Origin of the sequence: Streptomyces triticisoli (assembly GCF_003270085.1) — a bacterium.
Classification (GTDB): Bacteria; Actinomycetota; Actinomycetes; order Streptomycetales; family Streptomycetaceae; genus Streptomyces; species Streptomyces triticisoli.
On record NZ_QFDQ01000123.1, the window covers coordinates 1 to 17362 of the forward strand.

Below are 17362 nucleotides of genomic sequence, written 5' to 3' on the forward strand. Positions count from 1 at the left end.
GCGGTCCTCCAGCAGGGCGATCTGCTCGGCGTCCTGGCGGCGCTCGGCCAGCTCCATGGCGAGGGCGGCCTGCGCGGCGAAGCCCCGCAGCGGCTCCAGTTCCTTCTCCGAGAAGTCGCCCGCACCGGCCTCCCGGGCCAGCAGGACCACCCCTTGGACATGGTCGCCCGAGGCCCCGATGGGCACGGCGACGGCCGGGCCCAGCCCGGCGAACCGCGGCGGGCCGGCCGAGACCCGCGGATCGTGGGCGACGTCCCGGCTGCTCACCGGCGCGCCGCCGGCGAACGCCTCCCCGGTGAGGGTGCCCTCCACGGGCAGGACCAGACCGCGGTGCGCCTCCGCCTGCGGGCCGATGGCCAGTTCCACCGTGAGCGTGTCGGTGCCCTTCACCGGTGTCGACATCACCGCCAGCGCCGCGCCCGTGATCTCACGCGCACGCTCGGCGATCAGTTTGAGCACGTCCGCCTGGGCGGCGCCCGACATCAGGCTGTGGGTGATCTCCGCGTTCGCCCGCAGCCAGCGCTCCCTCAGCCGGGACTCCTCGTACAGCCGCGCGTTGTCGATGGCGACACCCGCCGCCACCGCGAGCGTGGACAGGACCGACTCGTCCTCCTCGTCGAACTCCAGCCCACCCCGTTTCTCGGTCAGGTACAGGTTGCCGAAGACCTGGTTCCGCACCCGGATCGGGACGCCGAGGAAGCTGTTCATCGGCGGGTGGTGGGCCGGGAAGCCGTACGACGAGGGGTGCTCCGACAGCTTCGGCAGCCGCAGCGGTTCCGGATGGCGGATCAGCTCACCGAGGATGCCGTGCCCCTCCGGGTACGGGCCGATCTTGGCGATGACCTCCTCGCCGACCCCGACGGTGTGGAACGCCGACAGCCGTCTGCCGTCCGGACCGATCACGCCCAGCGCCGCGTACTCCGCGTCGACGAGTGTCGCCGCCGCGTCCACGATGCTGTACAGCGCCTGCTCCAGGTCCAGCTCCCGGCCGACGGAGAGCACCGCCTCCAGCAGGCTGTGCACCCGGTCCCGGGTTCCGCGGGCGGCGTCCAGGCGTGCCTGCAACTCCTCCAACAGCTCGTCCAGCCGCAGCTGCGGCAGCCGCACACGGGCCTCCCCGGACTCCTCGGAGCTTCCCACCGGTGATCCTCCAAGCCCCCACGAAGTGACGCATCCCGTTCCGCTCACCTGACACAGTAGCGGCTGCGACACGGGCAGGACACGGGATCATCACGGCGATCGACATGACCCGAACGATTCGCGCAATTGCAAATTTCTGCAATTTCGTAGATCATAGGATAGTTCCCTTGTCCGTGGAGCCGTTTCCCCCTGCCCGTGGAGTCGTGGGCAGAGCCGTAGAGAGAAAGCCGAGGTCGCCGCTTGATGACGTCCGTACTCAGCCGGGGCCGGTCCCGGATCGTGTCCCTGCTGCCGTCGCGGGCCGATCTGGCCGGTATGGGCCGCAGCCCTCGCCGCGACCTGCTCGCCGGTCTGACCGTGGCGATCGTCGCCCTGCCGCTCGCCCTCGGCTTCGGCGTCTCCTCCGGGCTCGGCGCCGAGGCGGGGCTGGCCACCGCGGTGGTCGCGGGCGCGCTCGCCGCTCTGTTCGGCGGTTCCGACTTCCAGGTGTCCGGGCCCACCGGCGCCATGACGGTGGTGCTGGTGCCGATCGTCGCCCGGTACGGCGCCCCCGGGGTGCTCACGGTCGGGCTGATGGCCGGGGTGATGCTGGTCGCCCTGGCCGTGCTGCGGGCCGGGAAGTACATGCGGTACGTGCCCGCTCCCGTGGTGGAGGGCTTCACCCTGGGCATCGCCTGCGTGATCGGTCTGCAGCAGATCCCGAACGCGCTCGGGGTGGCCCAGCCCGAGGGCGACCGGGTGCTCGTCGTCGCCTGGCGGGCGCTGGAGGAGTTCGTACGGCACCCGAACTGGACGGCGCTCGGCTGCGCCGCCGCGGTCGCCGCGGTCATGCTCGTGGGGGCGCGGTGGCGGCCGACCGTGCCGTTCTCCATCCTCGCCGTGATCGCGGCGACCGTCGCCGTTCAGGTGGCCGGTCTGGACGGGGCGCGGCCGATCGGTGACCTGCCCTCCGGGCTGCCCGCGCCGTCGTTGGCCTTCCTCGACCCCGGCGCGCTCGGTTCGCTGCTCGCCCCGGCGGTGGCGGTCGCCGCGCTGGCCGCGCTGGAGTCCCTGCTGTCGGCCTCGGTCGCCGACGGCATGACGGTGGGCCGCCGGCACGACCCGGACCGGGAGCTGTTCGGGCAGGGGCTGGCCAACATCGCCTCCCCGCTCTTCGGCGGGGTGCCGGCGACCGGCGCGATCGCCCGGACCGCCGTCAACGTCCGCACCGGCGCCGGCTCGCGGCTCTCCTCCCTCAGCCACGCCGCCGTCCTCGCGGTGATCGTCTTCGCCGCCGCCCCGCTGGTGTCCCGGATCCCGCTGGCCGCCCTGGCGGGCGTACTGCTGGCGACCGCGGTCCGCATGGTCGAGGTCGGCTCGCTGCGGGCCATGGCGAAGGCGACCCGCTCGGACGCGGCGATCCTCGTGCTGACCGCTCTGGCCACGCTGGTCCTGGACCTGGTCCAGGCCGTCGTCATCGGCCTCCTCGTGGCCGGCGCCCTCGCGCTGCGCGCCGTGGCCCGTCAGGCCCGCCTCGACCAGATGCCGCTGGACCGCGGCGACCACAGCGGTGAGGAGCACGCCCTGCTCGCCGAGCACATCGTGGCCTACCGCATCGACGGGCCGCTGTTCTTCGCCGGCGCCCACCGCTTCCTGCTGGAGCTGAGCGAGGTGGCCGACGTGCGCGTGGTGATCCTGCGGATGTCCCGCATCTCCACCATGGACGCCACCGGTGCCCTGGTGCTCAAGGACGCCGTGGAGAAACTGAACCGGCGCGGCATCGTCGTCCTGGCCTCCGGCATACGCCCCGGCCAGCGTCAGGTCCTCGACTCCGTCGGCGCGCTGGAGCTGCTGCACCGCAAGGGCGGGGAGTACGCCACCACACCCGAGGCGATCCGGGCCGCGCGCGAGCATCTGGAGACGGCCGGCGTGCTGCGGCCGTCGGACGCTCCCCAGCCCGCCCGCGGAATTGCACAGCTGCGCAATTCTTGATGTTGTTACCGCCTGTCGCGACGCACAGCAGAGCCAGGACGAAGCAATGGTGACCACGCCGCTTTACCAACTCAAGGCCGAGTTCTTCAAGACGCTCGGCCATCCCGCACGCATCCGCGTCCTGGAGCTGCTCAGCGAGCGCGAGCACGCGGTGGCCGAGATGCTGCCCGAGGTGGGCATCGAACCCGCCGCCCTCTCCCAGCAGCTGGCCGTGCTGCGCCGGGCCGGCCTGGTCGTCTCCCGCAAGCAGGGCTCGACCGTCCACTACTCGCTGACCGATCCTCACGTGGCCGAACTGCTGCGGGTGGCGCGGACGATCCTGTCCGGAGTCCTGGCGGGCCAGGCGGAGATGCTGGCCGACCTGCGCGCGTCCCAGGGCGGGGGCCCGCCGTCCGGCTGACCGGTGAACCGGCCCGGCGGCATACGGCCGGGGCCCCACCGCGGGTGGCGGTGGGGCCCCGGGTCCGGGTGAGGTGGCTGTCACAGCAGCCAGCGGTTCCGGCTGACGAAGGGCAGGCGCGCCCACAGCCGGCCGAGCCCCCAGGTGGCGCCGGCGCCCGTTGCCGCGAGGACGATCAGGGCGACGGCGTAGAGGAGGTGGTAGTCGGCGAACGGGTTCGTCGACATGCTCGGCGAGCCGTCGGACAGGTGCTGGGCGGGTGGCCATTCGGCCATCCACATCAGCGCCATCATCGCGGTGCCGGCCACCGCGGCGAACCGCAGCCCGATCCCCGCGATCAGCGCGACGCCTATGCCGAGCAGGCCGAGCATGAACAGCCAGTTGGCCCACGTCGCGCCGGCCCAGGAGTGGAAGGTGGACTCCATGGGCCCGACGGCGACCGAGCTGAGGAAGCCCTTGGTCGGCGAGCCGCCGTCGATCCAGCCCTTGCCGGACGGGGTCGCGTAGCCGAGGCCGAACGTCTTGTCGAGGAACGCCCACAGGAAGACGAACCCGAGCAGCACCCGCAGCCCCGCCAGGGCGTGGGCGCCGAACGCGGTCGTCGCGCCGGCCTCGGGCGCCGCAGTGGCCTTGGGCGCCGCCGTGTCGGGCGCGGAAGCCGTACGGGGCTTGCGCAGGAACGAAAGGCGCGAGCCGGTGTGGTGGTGCGAGTGGCTGTGCACGGCCATGATGTCCATCCCCTCCAAGGGAGTCCCGCCGGGTGTCCGCGGGACGGTCACGGGATATCGGTCGTTCTCGGTGCGCTACCAATGTCCCGCGGTCACGGCCGGGCCCGCAGGGGCTGCGCGGCCCCACTCTCAGGGCCGAACGTCCTTGTTGCCAAGGCCCGTTCAGCAGTCCGCTCCCGTCCGGGGCCGGCCGCGGACCAGGACGCGGGCCCTCCCCGGCCGGACACACTGCCGCCGGCCCGTGAGCTGCGTCGCGCGGTCGACGGGGAGGTGCGCTTCACCCCGGGGAGCCGCGCGCTCCACGCCTGCGACGCACCGGTGTTCCGGCAGGTACCGATCGGGGTCGTCGTCCCGCGGCACACGGAGGACGTGCCGGCGGCGCTGGATGTGTGCCGGCGCCATGGTGCGCCGGTGCCGGCCCGGTCATCGTGGAACGCGTCGTGGGCCCGTATGAGCCGCCGCTGCCGTCGAAGGTCAAGAAGGACCAGGTCACCAAGTGGATGACCGCCCTGCGGGAAGGCACTCCCCCACCGCAACCGCACAGCCCTGCAGGTGGTCAAGGACATGCTCGGCGAGTCGGGTTTCGACGCCGGTCCCGGCCATGTGGTGCCCGGCAGGCTCGGGCAGGCGGTGTCCGGGTTCGCCCACCGCCCGCGTGACAGGGCCGCCCCGGGCCGGCCCACCACCGAGGAATGAACGGTTCCGCGGGCACATCCACAGACACAGCGGGAGCGAGGGCAGGCGGGCGCCCGGCTCGGGCACACCGGAGCCGGGTCACTGGCCGACCTTGGCGCCGGGCATGCCTCCGGCGTACTCGATCGGCCGGGTCTCCTTGTGGCCGGGCAGGTTCCCGCGCAGGCTCCACCGGCCCAGCGGCAGGATGACCCGGCCCCCGTAGGACTCCTCCAGCATCATCGCGCCCGCCGTGTACCAGGCCGCGGCCGAGGAGGCGATCAGCACCCAGCCCCCGGTCTGCACCAGGCCGCGGACCGCGCCGAGGATGCCGGCCGCGAGCAGCGCCGAGCCCGCGGCGAGCAGGCCGAGGACCAGGAACATGCCCAGATTCCGCCCGAACGAGGCGAGCGCGCCGAAGATGGTGGTCACGGCGAGGACGATCCACCAGAAGCCGAACGCCTGGCTGAGCGTGGTGTCCAGGGGCAGCAGGCCGTTGGCCACCATCAGCTGCGTCATGCCCCAGGCGAGCCAGAACGCTCCCCAGGTGCCGTGCATGGCCGTGGCCACGGCGTCGCGTGCCCGGTAGGCCCACATGCCGGCCGCCAGCTGGGCCAGGCCGCCGAAGAAGATGACCAGCGGGGCGAGGATGACCGGCGACACGAGGGTGTTGCCCCACCACCCGGCCAGGTTGGACGCCACCATGAACGTCGAGGAGGCGAAGCCGAACAACCCCAGGATCGACGGTGCGGCGATCGGGGTGAGCACCATACGGCTGCGGCCGAGCCACGCCTCGTAGCTCTCCGCCCCGTCGACCGACGGCTCGGACGGCGACCGGGACGCTCCTCCCCGCCCCGGCACAGCCGGTGATCCGGACGGCGGTCGCTCTCCCGAGTATTCGGTCATGACAGGTGACTCCTTCAGGGGGCCCGGCAGGCCCGCCGATCCGCATGTCGCGTATCGCGCGGCCGGGGACCGTTCCAGGAAACACCAGGGACACCTGGTGCGCATGTCGGGATACTCTCCGCAATCACGGTTCCGGGCAGGTGACCGGCCTTCCACGCGGGCAGCGCGTCACCAGCGAGGGATGTGCCGATGTGGTCGGTCTGCTGGGTCTGCTGGTACGCCTTGGCCGCCGGCACGATCCGCTCCCGCCGCCCGCCGCCCTGGGGCAGTGCGTCGGGGTGAGCGAGGTGGACGGCGGGGTGGCGGCCACGCCGCTGAGGCCGAACGGGCGGCACATGGGTTTCCTGCTCGGCCTCGCCGGACAGCCGGCCCGTCGCGGGTGTCGGCGGGCGCGGGTCGGCGGGGCGGTGGCGGCCTGAAGTCAGTGGCGGCCGGGGTGGCGCGGATCCTTGGTCTCCGCGCCGTGGGCGAAGCCGCCGGCGTCGTCGGCGTCGCGGTGCGGCTCGCGCTGTTCGTCCAGCCGGGGCAGGGCGCGACGCAGGTCCTGGAGGAGCAGGTCGGCCAGATCGTGGCTGAAGCCGTTGCGGACCACGATGCGCAGGACGGCCAGGTCGGTCCGGTCCTTGGGGAAGGTGTACGCGGGCACCAGCCAGCCGCGTTCGCGCAGCGCGGCGGAGACGTCGAAGACGCTGAAGTGATCGATGCCCTCGCGCACCCGGAAGGCGAAGACCGGGATCGCGCTGCCGTCGGTGATCAGTTCGAACGGGCCGAGCTCGGCGATCTCGGCGGCCAGCCGGGTGGCGACGTCGCGGCAGGTCTGCTGAACCCGCCGGTAGCCGTCGAAGCCCAGCCGCAGGAAGTTGTAGTACTGGGCGACGACCTGGGCGCCGGGCCGGGAGAAGTTCAGGGCGAAGGTCGGCATGTCGCCGCCGAGGTAGTTGACGTGGAAGACCAGGTCGTCGGGGAGGGCGTCCTTGTTGCGCCACACTGCCCAGCCGACCCCCGGCATGACCAGGCCGTACTTGTGGCCGGAGGTGTTGATGGAGGCGACCCGCGGCAGGCGGAAGTCCCACTTCAGGTCCGGGTCGAGGAACGGGGCGACCATCCCTCCGGACGCGCCGTCGACGTGGACGGGGATGTCCAGTCCGGTGCGGGACTGGAGGTCGTCCAGGGCGGCGGCGATGCCGGCGACGGGCTCGTAGCTGCCGTCGAAGGTGGAACCGAGCACGGCGACGACCCCGATGGTGTTCTCGTCGCACAGTTCGACCGCCTTCTCGGGGGTGAGGTGGTAGCGGTCCCCCTCCATCGGCACGTAGCGGGGCTCGACCTCGAAGTAGTCGGCGAACTTGTCCCAGCAGATCTGGACGTTGATGCCCATGACAAGGTTGGGCCGGTCGGCCGGCCTGCTCTCCGCGCGACGCCTGTGCTGCCAGCGCCGTTTGAGAGCCAGCCCGCCCAGCATCGCCGCCTCGCTCGACCCGGTCGTCGAGCACCCCGTCGCGTGGCGCGGATCCTCGGCGTGCCACAGCCGGGCGAGCATGTGGACGCACCGGGTCTCGAGCTCCGCGGTCTGCGGATACTCGTCCTTGTCGATCATGTTCTTCTCGGCGCACTCGTCCATCAGCCGCCGGGCCTGCGGTTCGGCCCAGGTGGAGACGAACGTCGCCAGGTTCTGCCGGGCGTTGCCGTCGAGCATCAGCTCGTCGTGCACCACCTGGTAGGCGGTGTCCGGCTCCATCTCCCCGTCCGGCATCGCGTACCGCGGCACCCGGACGGGCTCCCGGCTGAAGATCGGGTTGACCTCCAGGTCCCGGCTCTCTCCGTGGTTCTCACGGGGCTGCCTCACAGTCATACGTGTTCCGCCCTCTCTGCGCCGGCCGCCATGGCGTTCTTCCGGATGCGCCGGTCGGTACGGCCCTCTCCGGGGTTCCCCGGCCACGAGCCGCGAACCCGGCAGAGGCGGAACGGCCCTGGGAGCACTGCTGCTGCACCCCGGAACGGGTCTGTTCGTCAAGGGCCGCGGGCCGCTCGGCGGCAACCCCGCCCTCGTGCTCGGCCTCGCCCTGCTGTCACTCCTCGGCGGCATCGCACTGCGCGGGAAGCACCTGGAGCAGGTCAGCGCCTGCAAGGAACTCAACCCGGTGGAACAGCGGTTGGTGGACAGCGTGGACCGCGTCCTGCTGGCCGCACCGCTGGTCCTCCCGCTGCTCATGCCGGTCCTGCACCAGTTCGGTCCGTCCGGCAGCAGCCACGGTGACGGCCACGGGTCCTTCCGGCTCCCCCCCCCCCCCCCCCCCCCCCCCCCCCCCCCCCCCCCCCCCCCCCCCCCCCCCCCCCCCCCCCCCCCATCCCCCTGCTCGCCCTGGCCGACGGTGCCGCCGCGGCCGCCACCGGCCTCGCTCTCATCACCGCTGTTGCGCTGGCCCTGGGGCGCTATGCCGCGGGCGGTGCCGCCCAGGACGGCGGACACCGCAGGCCGGTGCGCCCGCTGGGCAGCCGGACCCCGGCGCCCGGCGGGTGGCAGCGCATCGTGGCCGATGCCCTCGCGGACGACAGCGGAGCGCGCCTCCGCACCGTCATGCGGCCGCAGTTGCAGCGGCTGTTCGCCGCCCGGCTGGCCGAACAGCACGGCGTGGCGATGTACCGGAACCCGCAGCGGGCCCGGGCGCCGGTCGGCGCTGAGCTGCGGCCGTGGAGCGATCCCGAGGCGACCGACCGCTACCGGCCCGCCCCGTCCCAGCCGGTCCGCCCAACACCTCGAACGCGACCTTGCCGCCGTCGCCGCGGGCCTGACCCTGCCCGGGAACTCCGGTGTCGTGGAAGGCCCATGTCAAACCGCATCAAGATGCTCAAGCGCCAGATGCCCGGCCGCGCAGGCTTCGAACCCCTCCGGATTCCTCCACCGGTTGCACTCACGGCATGCAAGAAGGTCTCCCGCTCCGGACCCCGCCGCGAGGGCGAATCCCGCAGATTGCTCACGACTCGATACGCGCCTGGGGTCTGTTGTGAAAGTGCTGGTCGAGGTCCTCAACGAGTGGCTGTGAGCCGGCACCGTCCTCGTGGCACCGGAAGCGTCAGCGGTGGCTCAGAACATTGACCACACGGCCGTTGGGGTCCGCCGCCGCACGTACTTTCGCAACACGGCCTGAGCGGTACGGGTGAAGTTTGCTGCTGATCGTTGGATGCGGGTTCGTCGGCGGGTCAGGGACTGGTCCATGGCGGTGCCGATCGCCTCGACGCCGGCATGGGCGCGGTGGGGATAGCCTCTGGCCATGCCGAGCTTCGAGATCACACCGATAGGTACGGTCCGGAACGACCGGACGGACGTCCAGCACACGGACAACTGGGGTGCCGTCCGCAGCACGATCACCATCGACGAGCGCTTCGGCGAGGCGTGCCTCCAGGGCCTGGAGGGTTTCTCCCACGTGGAAGTCCTCTTCGTCTTCGACCAGTTCCCGGAACTCGACGACTACCGTGAACCCCGTCCCTACCGCGGACGCTCCGATCTCCCGCCCGTCGGCGTCTTCGCCGGCCGCGGCCCCCGCAGACCGAACCGCATCGGGTCGACGTGCTGCGCCATCGAGTCCGTCCACGGCCGCGAACTGACGGTGGTGGGCCTCGACGCGGTCTCCGGCACCCCGGTCATCGACCTGAAGCCGGCCTTGGCGGAGTTTTGCCCGGTGAACGTCGAGCAGCCGGAATGGGTCAGCCGCCTGATGTCGGAGTACTTCCAGCCGTAAGCGGGGTCTGGGGGCGGAATTCCCACGCCGCCGCCGGGCGGGCAGGGCGCCGATGCCGCCTCCGCCCCCAGCCCGGTCCACGCCCGGACCCCAAGCGACAGCAAGCGGCGCGGTGGGCCGGCGCGCTGAGGCCGAAGGAGGACGACGATGATCACCACCAGCGAGTACGCGGCCCTGTCCGCCCTGGACATCGCCCATCACGTGCGGCACGGCGAGCTGACGGCCGTCGACGTCGTCACCGCCGCCCTGGCCCGCATCAGCGAACGCGACGATGACCTGCGCGCGTTCACCGAGGTCTGGGCCGAGCAGGCCCTCACCCGCGCCGCCGGCGTCGACGCGCGGCTCGCCCGCGGCGCCCGGCTGCCGCTGGCGGGCGTGCCGATCGGCGTCAAGGCGAGCGAAGGCCCCGGCTCCTATCAGAACACCCGGCTGGCGGCCGCCGGATGCGTGCCGGTCGGCGCCACCTCGGTGCCGCGCACCGGCCGCGGCTGGCAGACGTACGGGCACACCGACCGGGGCCCCACCCGCAACCCGCTCGACCCGGCGTGGTCACCCGGCGGCTCCTCCGCGGGGTCGGCGGCCGCGGTCGCCGCCGGCCTGGTCCCCCTCGCCAGCGGATCCGACGGTGCCGGATCCGTGCGCATCCCCGCCGCCTGGTGCGGCACCGTCGGATTCAAACCCACCAACGGCCGGCTCCCCGCGCGCGACCGAGCGGGCCTGAACACCCCCGGCGTCCTCGTCCGCACCCCACCGGACGCCCTCGCCTACCTCGACGCGGTCGACGAGCCGCCGGTGACGGCCCCCCGTCCCGCGTACCCGCTCACCGCGATCTGGTCGGCCACTCTGGGATACGCGGACACCGATCCCGCCATCGCCGCCGTCGCCCGTCGCGCGGCCGAACGCCTCGCCGAGGCCGGACTGCTCACCCTGGCCGAAGGCCCCGACCCGACGCTCGCCGACCCCGCCCCCGCCTGGACGGCCCTGCGCACAGGATCGCCGTCCTCCCCCGACGCCGGCAGGGCCGTGACCACCAACGAAGAGCGGCTGCGCGACTGCTTCCAGCGAGCCGACCTCCTCCTCACGCCCACCACCCCCCACCCCCCGCACGGCCACCACGGCCCGGGGCGACGGATGAGCGTCGCCCTGACCTGGTCGTTCAACATCAGCGGGCATCCGGCCCTCAGCCTCCCGGCAGGAACCACTCTCCAGGGAGCACCGGTCGGCCTCCAGCTCGTGACCCGCCGCCACGACGAGCGACAGCTCCTCGACATCGCCGACCGCGCCACCCGCCTTGGCACCGCCACGCCGTAGTGCAGGAACAACCGGCCGACCTGTACGAGGAACTGACCGGCGCCGAGCCGGAGGTGCAGGCCTCGCCGGATGGGGACGGATCGCAGGGCCAGGACGTCGGCGATGGACCGCAGGGCCAAGACGTCGGCGATGGACCGGAACAGCCGGGTGGCGTCGACGATCCGAATCATGCAGCCGACGGCCGCCTCGCCGAGCAGCTGCTTGAAGCCGGGCCGGTACAGGGAGAGCACCCGGCTGGAGGTCGCCGGATCCTCGTACACGGGGACGCCGCCCTCGATGAGCTTGCCGAGCGCGTGCCGCTGGCGGGCGTTTGTCTGCTTGTCGGTGGAGTGCCGCAGGTACAGGCGGTCAGTCACGGTTTCCGGCCTCCCGCCGGTCGACGTCACGATCAAGAAACGCCACAGGGAGGCGGAACGGGGAGGCGCAAGTGCGGATTGGAATCCATTGGATCAGGGCCCCGGAATGCAAGATTTACACCCTTTTGCCGTCCTTGCCGCGTTGGAGCGGCCCAGGGGGGCGGAAACGACCAATTCCGCCCCCAGATGCCATTCGATCGGCACCCAGGCGGTCACCACGGCAGCGCAGTGGTTCGGGTGTCACATGATGTGACACCAAACTGCGTTCTCTGCCTGGTTCCTACTCGACCGCCTTCTTGAAGCCGTTGCCAGGGTCACCGGGGCGGCGGTGGGGTGGAACCTCCCGCCTTCCCCTCAGCGGGTTGTCGTGAAGGCCGGCGCAGAAGTCGTGTGTTGCACAAGGCCGTTCATGCTCCAGCCCACGGGTGCACCGGTCAGCTCGCCTGTGATCATCTCGCCCAGTTTCCAGGGCAGGCAGGAGCGGTTGTCGGTTGTCCGTTTAGTTGCGATGCAGTCGTGCACGGAGGAGGCAACTCGTCGCCCGTGCCCTACGTCTCACCGCGACCGCCCGGCGGCCGTTCCCGGTGCACATGGCACCCCAACCGCTCTTTACACAGGGGTAGTTGCCTCGTGTTCAGACCGGGCGCTCTTCCGCGAGCGGTCCCGCGGACTTAGCGTGTTGCGCGCCGCAGAGTGACTCTGACTTCGAAAGGTGAACGCAAGTGCGCCTATTTCGGCACGTTTTGCTCTCCCTGCCTGCAGCCGCCGTGGTCGTCCTCGCGACCGTCGCGCCCGCCTCCGCCCAGCCGGAGCCGGCGCAGGACGCCGGCTCGACCACCGCCTCCTCGGCCTTCACGGTCGACGGCGCCCGGATCGACACCTTACGCGCCGCCGAGGACGTGGAGGAGTACTGGACGCCCGAACGCATGCGGAACGCCATCCCGTTGACTCCGGAGGACACTGGCGCCAAGAGATCGTCGGGCACCGCGGAGCAGCCCAGTGGCCCGCCCGGGTCCACCCCGGCCGCGGCCCCCTCAGGCGAGATACGCACGAAGATCGTCGAGACCTCCGTCGCCGGCAAAGTCTTCTTCACCAAGCCGAGTGACGGCAAGAACTACGTCTGCTCCGCGAGCGCCCTCAACAGCAACTCGAAGCAGATGGCGATCACCGCGGGCCATTGCGTGCACGAGGGAAACGGCGGTAACTGGATGAAGAACTGGATGTATGTCCCCCAGTACCGCAACGGCGACAGACCCTATGGCACCTTCGTCGCCAAGCAGATGCGTACCTTCAACGGCTGGATCAACGACGGCAACCTCAACTGGGACGTCGCCATGGTGACGACCTGGCCACAGGGCAGCGACAAGCTTGTCAACCGCACCGGCGGCAACGGGCTGAGCTGGAACTACTCGCGGGAGCAGGACATCACGATCAACGGCTACCCGGGCAACAAGGACAACGGCGAGGTCCAGTGGTACTGCGAGGGCCGGACCTCGGACTCCGGCGGCAAGCTGGCGCTTGGCTGCAACTTCGGCGGCGGCTCCAGCGGCGGCCCGTGGATGCGCGTGTTCAACCAGTCCTCGGGGCTGGGCCAGACCAACGGGGTCACGAGCACCGTCGACTCCGCCGGCGTGAACCGGAGTTCCTACTTCGGCGACAGCGTCAAGCAGATGTTCGACGACCAGGGCTCCGTCACCTGACATCCAGCGGATCGGTGTTCACCCCGCCGCACAGCCAGTAGCGTGGCGGGGTGAGCGCCGTTCCCGTACGGCTCCCCACTCGCCAAGGAGGTCGCCCATGAAGCGCTCCGGCATCCGCGCCCTCGTCGTCACCGCAGGCGTCGCTGCGGCTGTGGCCACCGTCGTCGCACTCCGTCAGGACACGTCCGAGTCCCCCGCCTCTCCGCCTGAGCCCGGGGGCGACACATCGACCTCCGAGGTTCAGCACGACCAGCGCGACGTGGAGGAGTACTGGACCGACCGCCGCATGGAGGAGGCCGAACCGGCGCCCATGCCGCACGAGGAGTAACGGACGCCCCTATAACGAGGGGGTGCTGGGTACCATTCTGACCAGGTTGAAGACCTCGCGGGCGGCATATCGTTTCAGGCAACGGATGATCTCATGTCGGGTCTTGCCCTCCTGGGTGCAGCGTTCGTAGTACGCCTGGGTGCGCGGGTCGTGGCGCAGGCAGGTGAACACGATGCGGTGCAGGGCCGCGTTCGCCTGCCGGTCGCCGCCATGGTTGAGCCGACGCGAGGTCCGACGGCCCGACGAGTACTCGATGGGACTGACTCCGCGACCCACCTCCGTTCCTGCGCGTCAGCGGGTATCACACTCGTGCGCCATCAGCGGACAAAGAATCTATGCGTCGGTCCATCAACGCACGCTTGGAGCGGAAGGCACGTCGAAGCTTGCGGCTACCAGGTTCGTCGGGGAAAACGCCGTGAAGCCAGGTCGCTCTCATCCCTGTCCTGGCAAGGGCGAAGCGCTGTAGACAGCCCGGCGAGGCGGCTCCGACACCCGCGGCAGTGATCCCCAGGTGCGGCCGGAGGCAGCGGCGTAGATCATCGCGGCCGGCACCTCGCAGGCCAGTCCGTCCCCAGCAGACGAGAGGCCACGATTCGGCCGCCATCCGGCGGATGAGCCCCTCCGCCGCACCGGGATTCACCACTCGACCAAGCGGGCCGGTAAGCCCGTGGACGCCCGTTCCCTCGTTCGCCCGTGCAGTCGCCGCAGGTGACCTTCGCTGCCGCAGGGTCGATACTGCCGGTAGGAGCGCTCCGGCCTCCCCGTGCCCGCCCGCCCGAGTTTCCTGATGGCCCGTCAGTAAAGTCAGCATTAGGTCAGCATCAGTACCGCCGGACACCGCTTTCGACCGCCATGGACCGCCAAGATCAACGACAGCCCTTATGTTCCCTGACCAGCAGAAATGCAGGTCGCGGCCACATTCGCTAAGATCACTGGGAGGTATCCATGAAGATGCTCATCAACGTCGCCGAGACCGTGGTCGCGGACGCACTGCGAGGTATGGCAGCCGCCCATCCCGAGTTGACGGTCGACGTGGAGAACCGGGTGGTGGTACGGCGGGACGCGCCCGTGGCCGGGAAGGTCGCCCTCGTCTCCGGCGGCGGGTCGGGGCACGAACCGCTGCACGGCGGATTCGTGGGACCCGGAATGCTCTCGGCGGCCTGCCCGGGGGAGGTCTTCACCTCGCCGGTGCCCGACCAGATGCTGCGGGCCGCGGCGGCCGTGGACAGCGGGGCAGGTGTGCTGTTCGTGGTGAAGAACTACACCGGGGACGTGCTCAACTTCGACATGGCGGCCGAGCTCGCCGAGGACGAGGGCATCCAGGTCGCGAAAGTCCTGGTCAACGATGACGTGGCGGTGACCGACAGCCTGTACACGGCGGGGCGGCGCGGCACCGGCGCGACGCTGTTCGTGGAGAAGATCGCGGGTGCGGCGGCCGACGAGGGGCAGCCGCTGGAGCGGGTGGAGGCGATCGGCCGGCAGGTCAACGACAGCTCCCGCAGCTTCGGCGTCGCGCTGAGCGCGGTCACCACACCGGCCAAGGGCACCCCCACCTTCGACCTTCCGGCCGGCGAGCTGGAGCTGGGCATCGGCATCCACGGGGAGCCGGGCCGGGAGCGGCGGCCGATGATGACCTCGGGCGAGATCGCCGACTTCGCGGTGCACGCGATCCTGGAGGACCTGCACCCGAGCAACCCCGTGCTGTTGCTGGTCAACGGCATGGGCGCGACCCCGCTGCTCGAACTGTACGGCTTCAACGCCGAGGTGCACCGGGTGCTCGCCGAGCGGGGTGTGGCCGTCGCCCGCACGCTGGTCGGCGACTACGTCACTTCGCTGGACATGGCGGGTGCCTCGGTCACCCTCTGCCAGGTCGACGAGGAGCTGCTGCGCCTGTGGGACGCGCCGGTGAGTACGCCGGGCCTGCGCTGGGGCATGTGAGCCCTGGAGACCGTCTCCACCCGACCTACCACGCCAGGGAGATCCAGTGCTCGACGCCGACTTCTTCCGCCGTTGGATGACGGCGACCGCCGCGTCCGTGGACCGCGAGGCGGAACGGCTCACCGCCCTCGACTCGCCCATCGGGGACGCCGACCACGGCACCAACATGCAGCGCGGGTTCACGGCCGTGCGGGCCACGCTGGAGAAGGAGGCCCCGGACACGCCCGGCGCGATCCTGGTCCTCGCCGGGCGCCGGCTGATCTCGACGGTCGGCGGTGCGTCGGGGCCGCTGTACGGGACGCTGCTGCGCCGTACCGGCAAGGCGCTCGGGGACGCCGCCGAGGTGAGCGAGGAGCAGCTGGCCGAGGCGCTCAGGGCCGGTGTGGACGGGGTCATGACGCTGGGCGGGGCCGCGCCGGGCGACAAGACGATGGTGGACGCGCTGGTGCCGGCCGTGGACGCGCTCGGTGACGGCTTCGCGGCGGCGCGCGCCGCCGCCGAGGAGGGTGCCGAGGCGACCACGCCCCTGCTGGCCCGCAAGGGCCGGGCGAGTTACCTGGGCGAGCGCAGCATCGGGCACCAGGACCCGGGTGCCACGTCGTCCGCCCTGCTGATCGCGGCACTCGGCGAAGCCGCCGCGGTGGAGGCCCGACATGAGTGACGGCAGGGCGAGTGACGACAAGATCGTCGGGATCGTGCTGGTCTCGCACAGCGCCGAGGTGGCGGCGTCGGTGGCCGAGCTGGCGAAGGGGCTGGCCGGCGGGGCCGCGGGGGTGCTGGTGGCTCCGGCCGGCGGCCGGGAGGGCGGCGGGCTGGGCACCAGCGCCGAGCTGGTCTCCGCGGCGGCCGCGTCCGTGGACCGGGGTGCCGGGGTGGCCGTCCTCACCGACCTCGGCAGTGCGGTGCTCACCGTGAAGACGCTGCTCGCCGAGGGCGACGAGCTGCCGGGCAACACCCGCCTGCTGGACGCCCCGTTCGTGGAGGGCGCGGTGGCCGCGGTGGTCACGGCGGCGGCGGGAGCCGACCTCGACGCGGTGGAGGCGGCGGCGACGGAGGCGTACGGCTACCGGAAGGTGTGAGCGGCGGCCGGGGGCGTACGAGGCGTATGACGGCGACACGGGTCATCGCTCCCGCGCCGTCTCGCCGCTCCCCTGGGCCGTCCCGTCGCTCTCCCGGGCCGCCGCACCGCTTCCCTGGGCCGTCCCTTCGCTCTCCCGGGCCGTCTCACCGCTCTCCCGGGCCGTCTCACCGCTCTCCTGGGCCGTCCGGCCGTCGAGCAGACGGCGCGCCAGCCGTTCGCCGGTCGCCACGGCCGCCGCGTGGTCCTCGATGGCGTCGATCCGGGAGTGCTTGAAGACGATGTAGGTCACGCCCGAGCCCACGCCGCCGGTGCTGGGGTCGGCGGGAATGCCCAGGCGCCGGGCGGTGGCGTACGAGGCCTCGCCGATGATGCCGCGCGGCCCGATGTCGCCCACGACCGCGTACTGCACGCGGCCCCGGTAGACGACGGCCGCGACCGACCCCCCGCCCACGCCGTGGGCGCGGTGGTCCCAGATGCGGCTCGCGGCGGGCAGGACGATGTACGGCAGCCGCTCGGCGTTGAGGCGGTGGCCGTTGGACTGCGTATAAGCCGCACCCGGGGAGAAGTGCGGGTCGGTGCGGTGGTTGCAGCGGGCGGTGGGACGTCCGTCGCAGTCGATGTCCATGTCTGCCTTCCAGAAGACCGCGCCGCGCAGCCCGCAGACCGGAACGGTGGCGGGTGTGCCGGCGTCGAGCCGGTAACGGCCGCGGGAGACCGGTCTGCAGTGCCGCACCATGGCCAGCAGGTCGGCGGCACGGACAGGGCCGGCATCGGCGCCTCGGGTCACCGGCGCCGGCGCCTGACGGGGGCGGGGAGGCTCGGTGGGGGCGGGGGCGGGCAGTGTCGTCGGAGCGAGCAGGACGCTGCTCGCCGCGACGAGGGTCAGCGACTTGGCACGCACGATGAGGAACCCTCTCCTCGGGGACATTACGGACAGTCACCTCATAGGTGATGAATTCGATCACGCGCCCCACGTTAAGTGACCGGACGTCACATGGCCCGTAACGCCCTCCGGGCGGCCGGGGGACCATGCCCGCGGTCGGCCCGCCCCCCGGCCGCCCGCGCCGCCGCGGCACCGGCGACGAAAGCGG

At 71.8% G+C, this 17362-nt stretch carries 17 protein-coding genes and 2 pseudogenes; 11 read left to right on the forward strand and 8 right to left on the reverse strand.

Translation table 11 applies throughout. The features are described from left to right. Positions 1 to 1140: GAF domain-containing protein (locus DEP02_RS18360; protein WP_112468730.1), on the reverse strand; the 1140-nt coding region annotated here is incomplete at its 3' end. Between the two features lie 243 nt (positions 1141 to 1383). Between DEP02_RS18360 and DEP02_RS18365 the strand changes: the two genes are divergently transcribed. Both DEP02_RS18365 and DEP02_RS18370 read left to right on the forward strand, forming a co-directional pair. Continuing rightward, positions 1384 to 3111, forward strand: a complete 1728-nt coding sequence (locus DEP02_RS18365) for a SulP family inorganic anion transporter (RefSeq protein WP_112468732.1) — start codon at positions 1384 to 1386, stop codon at positions 3109 to 3111. Positions 3112 to 3160: 49 nt separating this feature from the next. Beyond that, positions 3161 to 3511 carry an ArsR/SmtB family transcription factor gene (locus DEP02_RS18370; protein WP_112468758.1) on the forward strand — a complete coding sequence of 117 codons (351 nt, stop codon included), beginning with the start codon at positions 3161 to 3163 and terminating at the stop codon, positions 3509 to 3511. 80 nt (positions 3512 to 3591) lie between these two features. Here DEP02_RS18370 and DEP02_RS18375 read toward each other — a convergent pair whose 3' ends face one another. Next, positions 3592 to 4239, reverse strand: a complete 648-nt coding sequence (locus DEP02_RS18375) for a DoxX family protein (protein WP_112468760.1) — start codon at positions 4237 to 4239, stop codon at positions 3592 to 3594. A 552-nt stretch (positions 4240 to 4791) separates the two neighbouring features. Between DEP02_RS18375 and DEP02_RS33545 the strand changes: the two genes are divergently transcribed. Next, a complete protein-coding gene (locus tag DEP02_RS33545; protein WP_157977483.1) occupies positions 4792 to 4935 on the forward strand; it encodes a hypothetical protein in 144 nt (47 codons plus the stop codon). Between the two features lie 78 nt (positions 4936 to 5013). Here the strand turns inward: DEP02_RS33545 and DEP02_RS18380 are convergent, their stop codons facing one another. Then, positions 5014 to 5817, reverse strand: coding sequence for an acetate uptake transporter (locus tag DEP02_RS18380; protein ID WP_112468734.1), 804 nt, complete (start codon positions 5815 to 5817; stop codon positions 5014 to 5016). A gap of 140 nt (positions 5818 to 5957) precedes the next feature. Between DEP02_RS18380 and DEP02_RS18385 the strand changes: the two genes are divergently transcribed. Then, a complete protein-coding gene (locus tag DEP02_RS18385) occupies positions 5958 to 6236 on the forward strand; it encodes a hypothetical protein (protein ID WP_157977484.1) in 279 nt (92 codons plus the stop codon). 2 nt (positions 6237 to 6238) lie between these two features. Here DEP02_RS18385 and gad read toward each other — a convergent pair whose 3' ends face one another. Together gad and DEP02_RS34075 are read right to left on the reverse strand one after the other, a co-directional pair. Next, positions 6239 to 7669: a glutamate decarboxylase gene (gad, locus tag DEP02_RS18390; protein WP_112468738.1), complete on the reverse strand. Its 1431-nt coding sequence runs from the start codon at positions 7667 to 7669 to the stop codon at positions 6239 to 6241. Between the two features lie 217 nt (positions 7670 to 7886). Beyond that, positions 7887 to 8081 carry a hypothetical protein gene (locus DEP02_RS34075; RefSeq protein WP_112468740.1) on the reverse strand — a complete coding sequence of 65 codons (195 nt, stop codon included), beginning with the start codon at positions 8079 to 8081 and terminating at the stop codon, positions 7887 to 7889. Positions 8082 to 9089: 1008 nt separating this feature from the next. Here DEP02_RS34075 and DEP02_RS18405 point away from each other — a divergent pair. Together DEP02_RS18405 and DEP02_RS18410 are read left to right on the forward strand one after the other, a co-directional pair. Further along, a complete protein-coding gene (locus tag DEP02_RS18405; RefSeq protein WP_112468742.1) occupies positions 9090 to 9557 on the forward strand; it encodes an SAM-dependent methyltransferase in 468 nt (155 codons plus the stop codon). Positions 9558 to 9704: 147 nt separating this feature from the next. After that, a complete protein-coding gene (locus DEP02_RS18410; RefSeq protein ID WP_112468744.1) occupies positions 9705 to 10868 on the forward strand; it encodes an amidase family protein in 1164 nt (387 codons plus the stop codon). 116 nt (positions 10869 to 10984) lie between these two features. On the opposite strand, the pseudogene DEP02_RS18415 reads toward DEP02_RS18410, so the two are convergent. Then, positions 10985 to 11254 (reverse strand): annotated as a pseudogene (locus DEP02_RS18415) (recombinase family protein); the annotation flags it as partial. Between the two features lie 713 nt (positions 11255 to 11967). Between DEP02_RS18415 and DEP02_RS18420 the strand changes: the two are divergent. Next, positions 11968 to 12924, forward strand: a complete 957-nt coding sequence (locus tag DEP02_RS18420; RefSeq protein WP_232839175.1) for a trypsin-like serine peptidase — start codon at positions 11968 to 11970, stop codon at positions 12922 to 12924. Positions 12925 to 13021: 97 nt separating this feature from the next. Beyond that, positions 13022 to 13252, forward strand: coding sequence for a hypothetical protein (locus tag DEP02_RS18425; protein ID WP_112468748.1), 231 nt, complete (start codon positions 13022 to 13024; stop codon positions 13250 to 13252). A 9-nt stretch (positions 13253 to 13261) separates the two neighbouring features. On the opposite strand, the pseudogene DEP02_RS18430 reads toward DEP02_RS18425, so the two are convergent. After that, positions 13262 to 13519, reverse strand: a pseudogene (locus tag DEP02_RS18430) (transposase); the annotation flags it as partial. Positions 13520 to 14197: 678 nt separating this feature from the next. Here DEP02_RS18430 and dhaK point away from each other — a divergent pair. From dhaK to DEP02_RS18445, 3 genes are read left to right on the forward strand one after another with little or no spacing between them, the layout of a single operon-like run. Further along, positions 14198 to 15190, forward strand: coding sequence for a dihydroxyacetone kinase subunit DhaK (gene dhaK / locus DEP02_RS18435; RefSeq protein ID WP_112468750.1), 993 nt, complete (start codon positions 14198 to 14200; stop codon positions 15188 to 15190). A gap of 46 nt (positions 15191 to 15236) precedes the next feature. After that, on the forward strand, positions 15237 to 15851 hold the full coding sequence (dhaL, locus tag DEP02_RS18440) for a dihydroxyacetone kinase subunit DhaL (RefSeq protein WP_112468752.1): 615 nt from the start codon (positions 15237 to 15239) through the stop codon (positions 15849 to 15851). Further along, a complete protein-coding gene (locus DEP02_RS18445; protein WP_112468754.1) occupies positions 15844 to 16269 on the forward strand; it encodes a PTS-dependent dihydroxyacetone kinase phosphotransferase subunit DhaM in 426 nt (141 codons plus the stop codon). Before dhaL ends, DEP02_RS18445 begins: the two co-directional genes overlap by 8 nt. 42 nt (positions 16270 to 16311) lie before the next feature. Here DEP02_RS18445 and DEP02_RS18450 read toward each other — a convergent pair whose 3' ends face one another. Continuing rightward, complete coding sequence (locus tag DEP02_RS18450; protein WP_112468756.1) at positions 16312 to 17172, reverse strand: glycoside hydrolase family 75 protein; 861 nt, start codon at positions 17170 to 17172, stop codon at positions 16312 to 16314. Between the last annotated feature and the right edge of the window lie 190 nt (positions 17173 to 17362).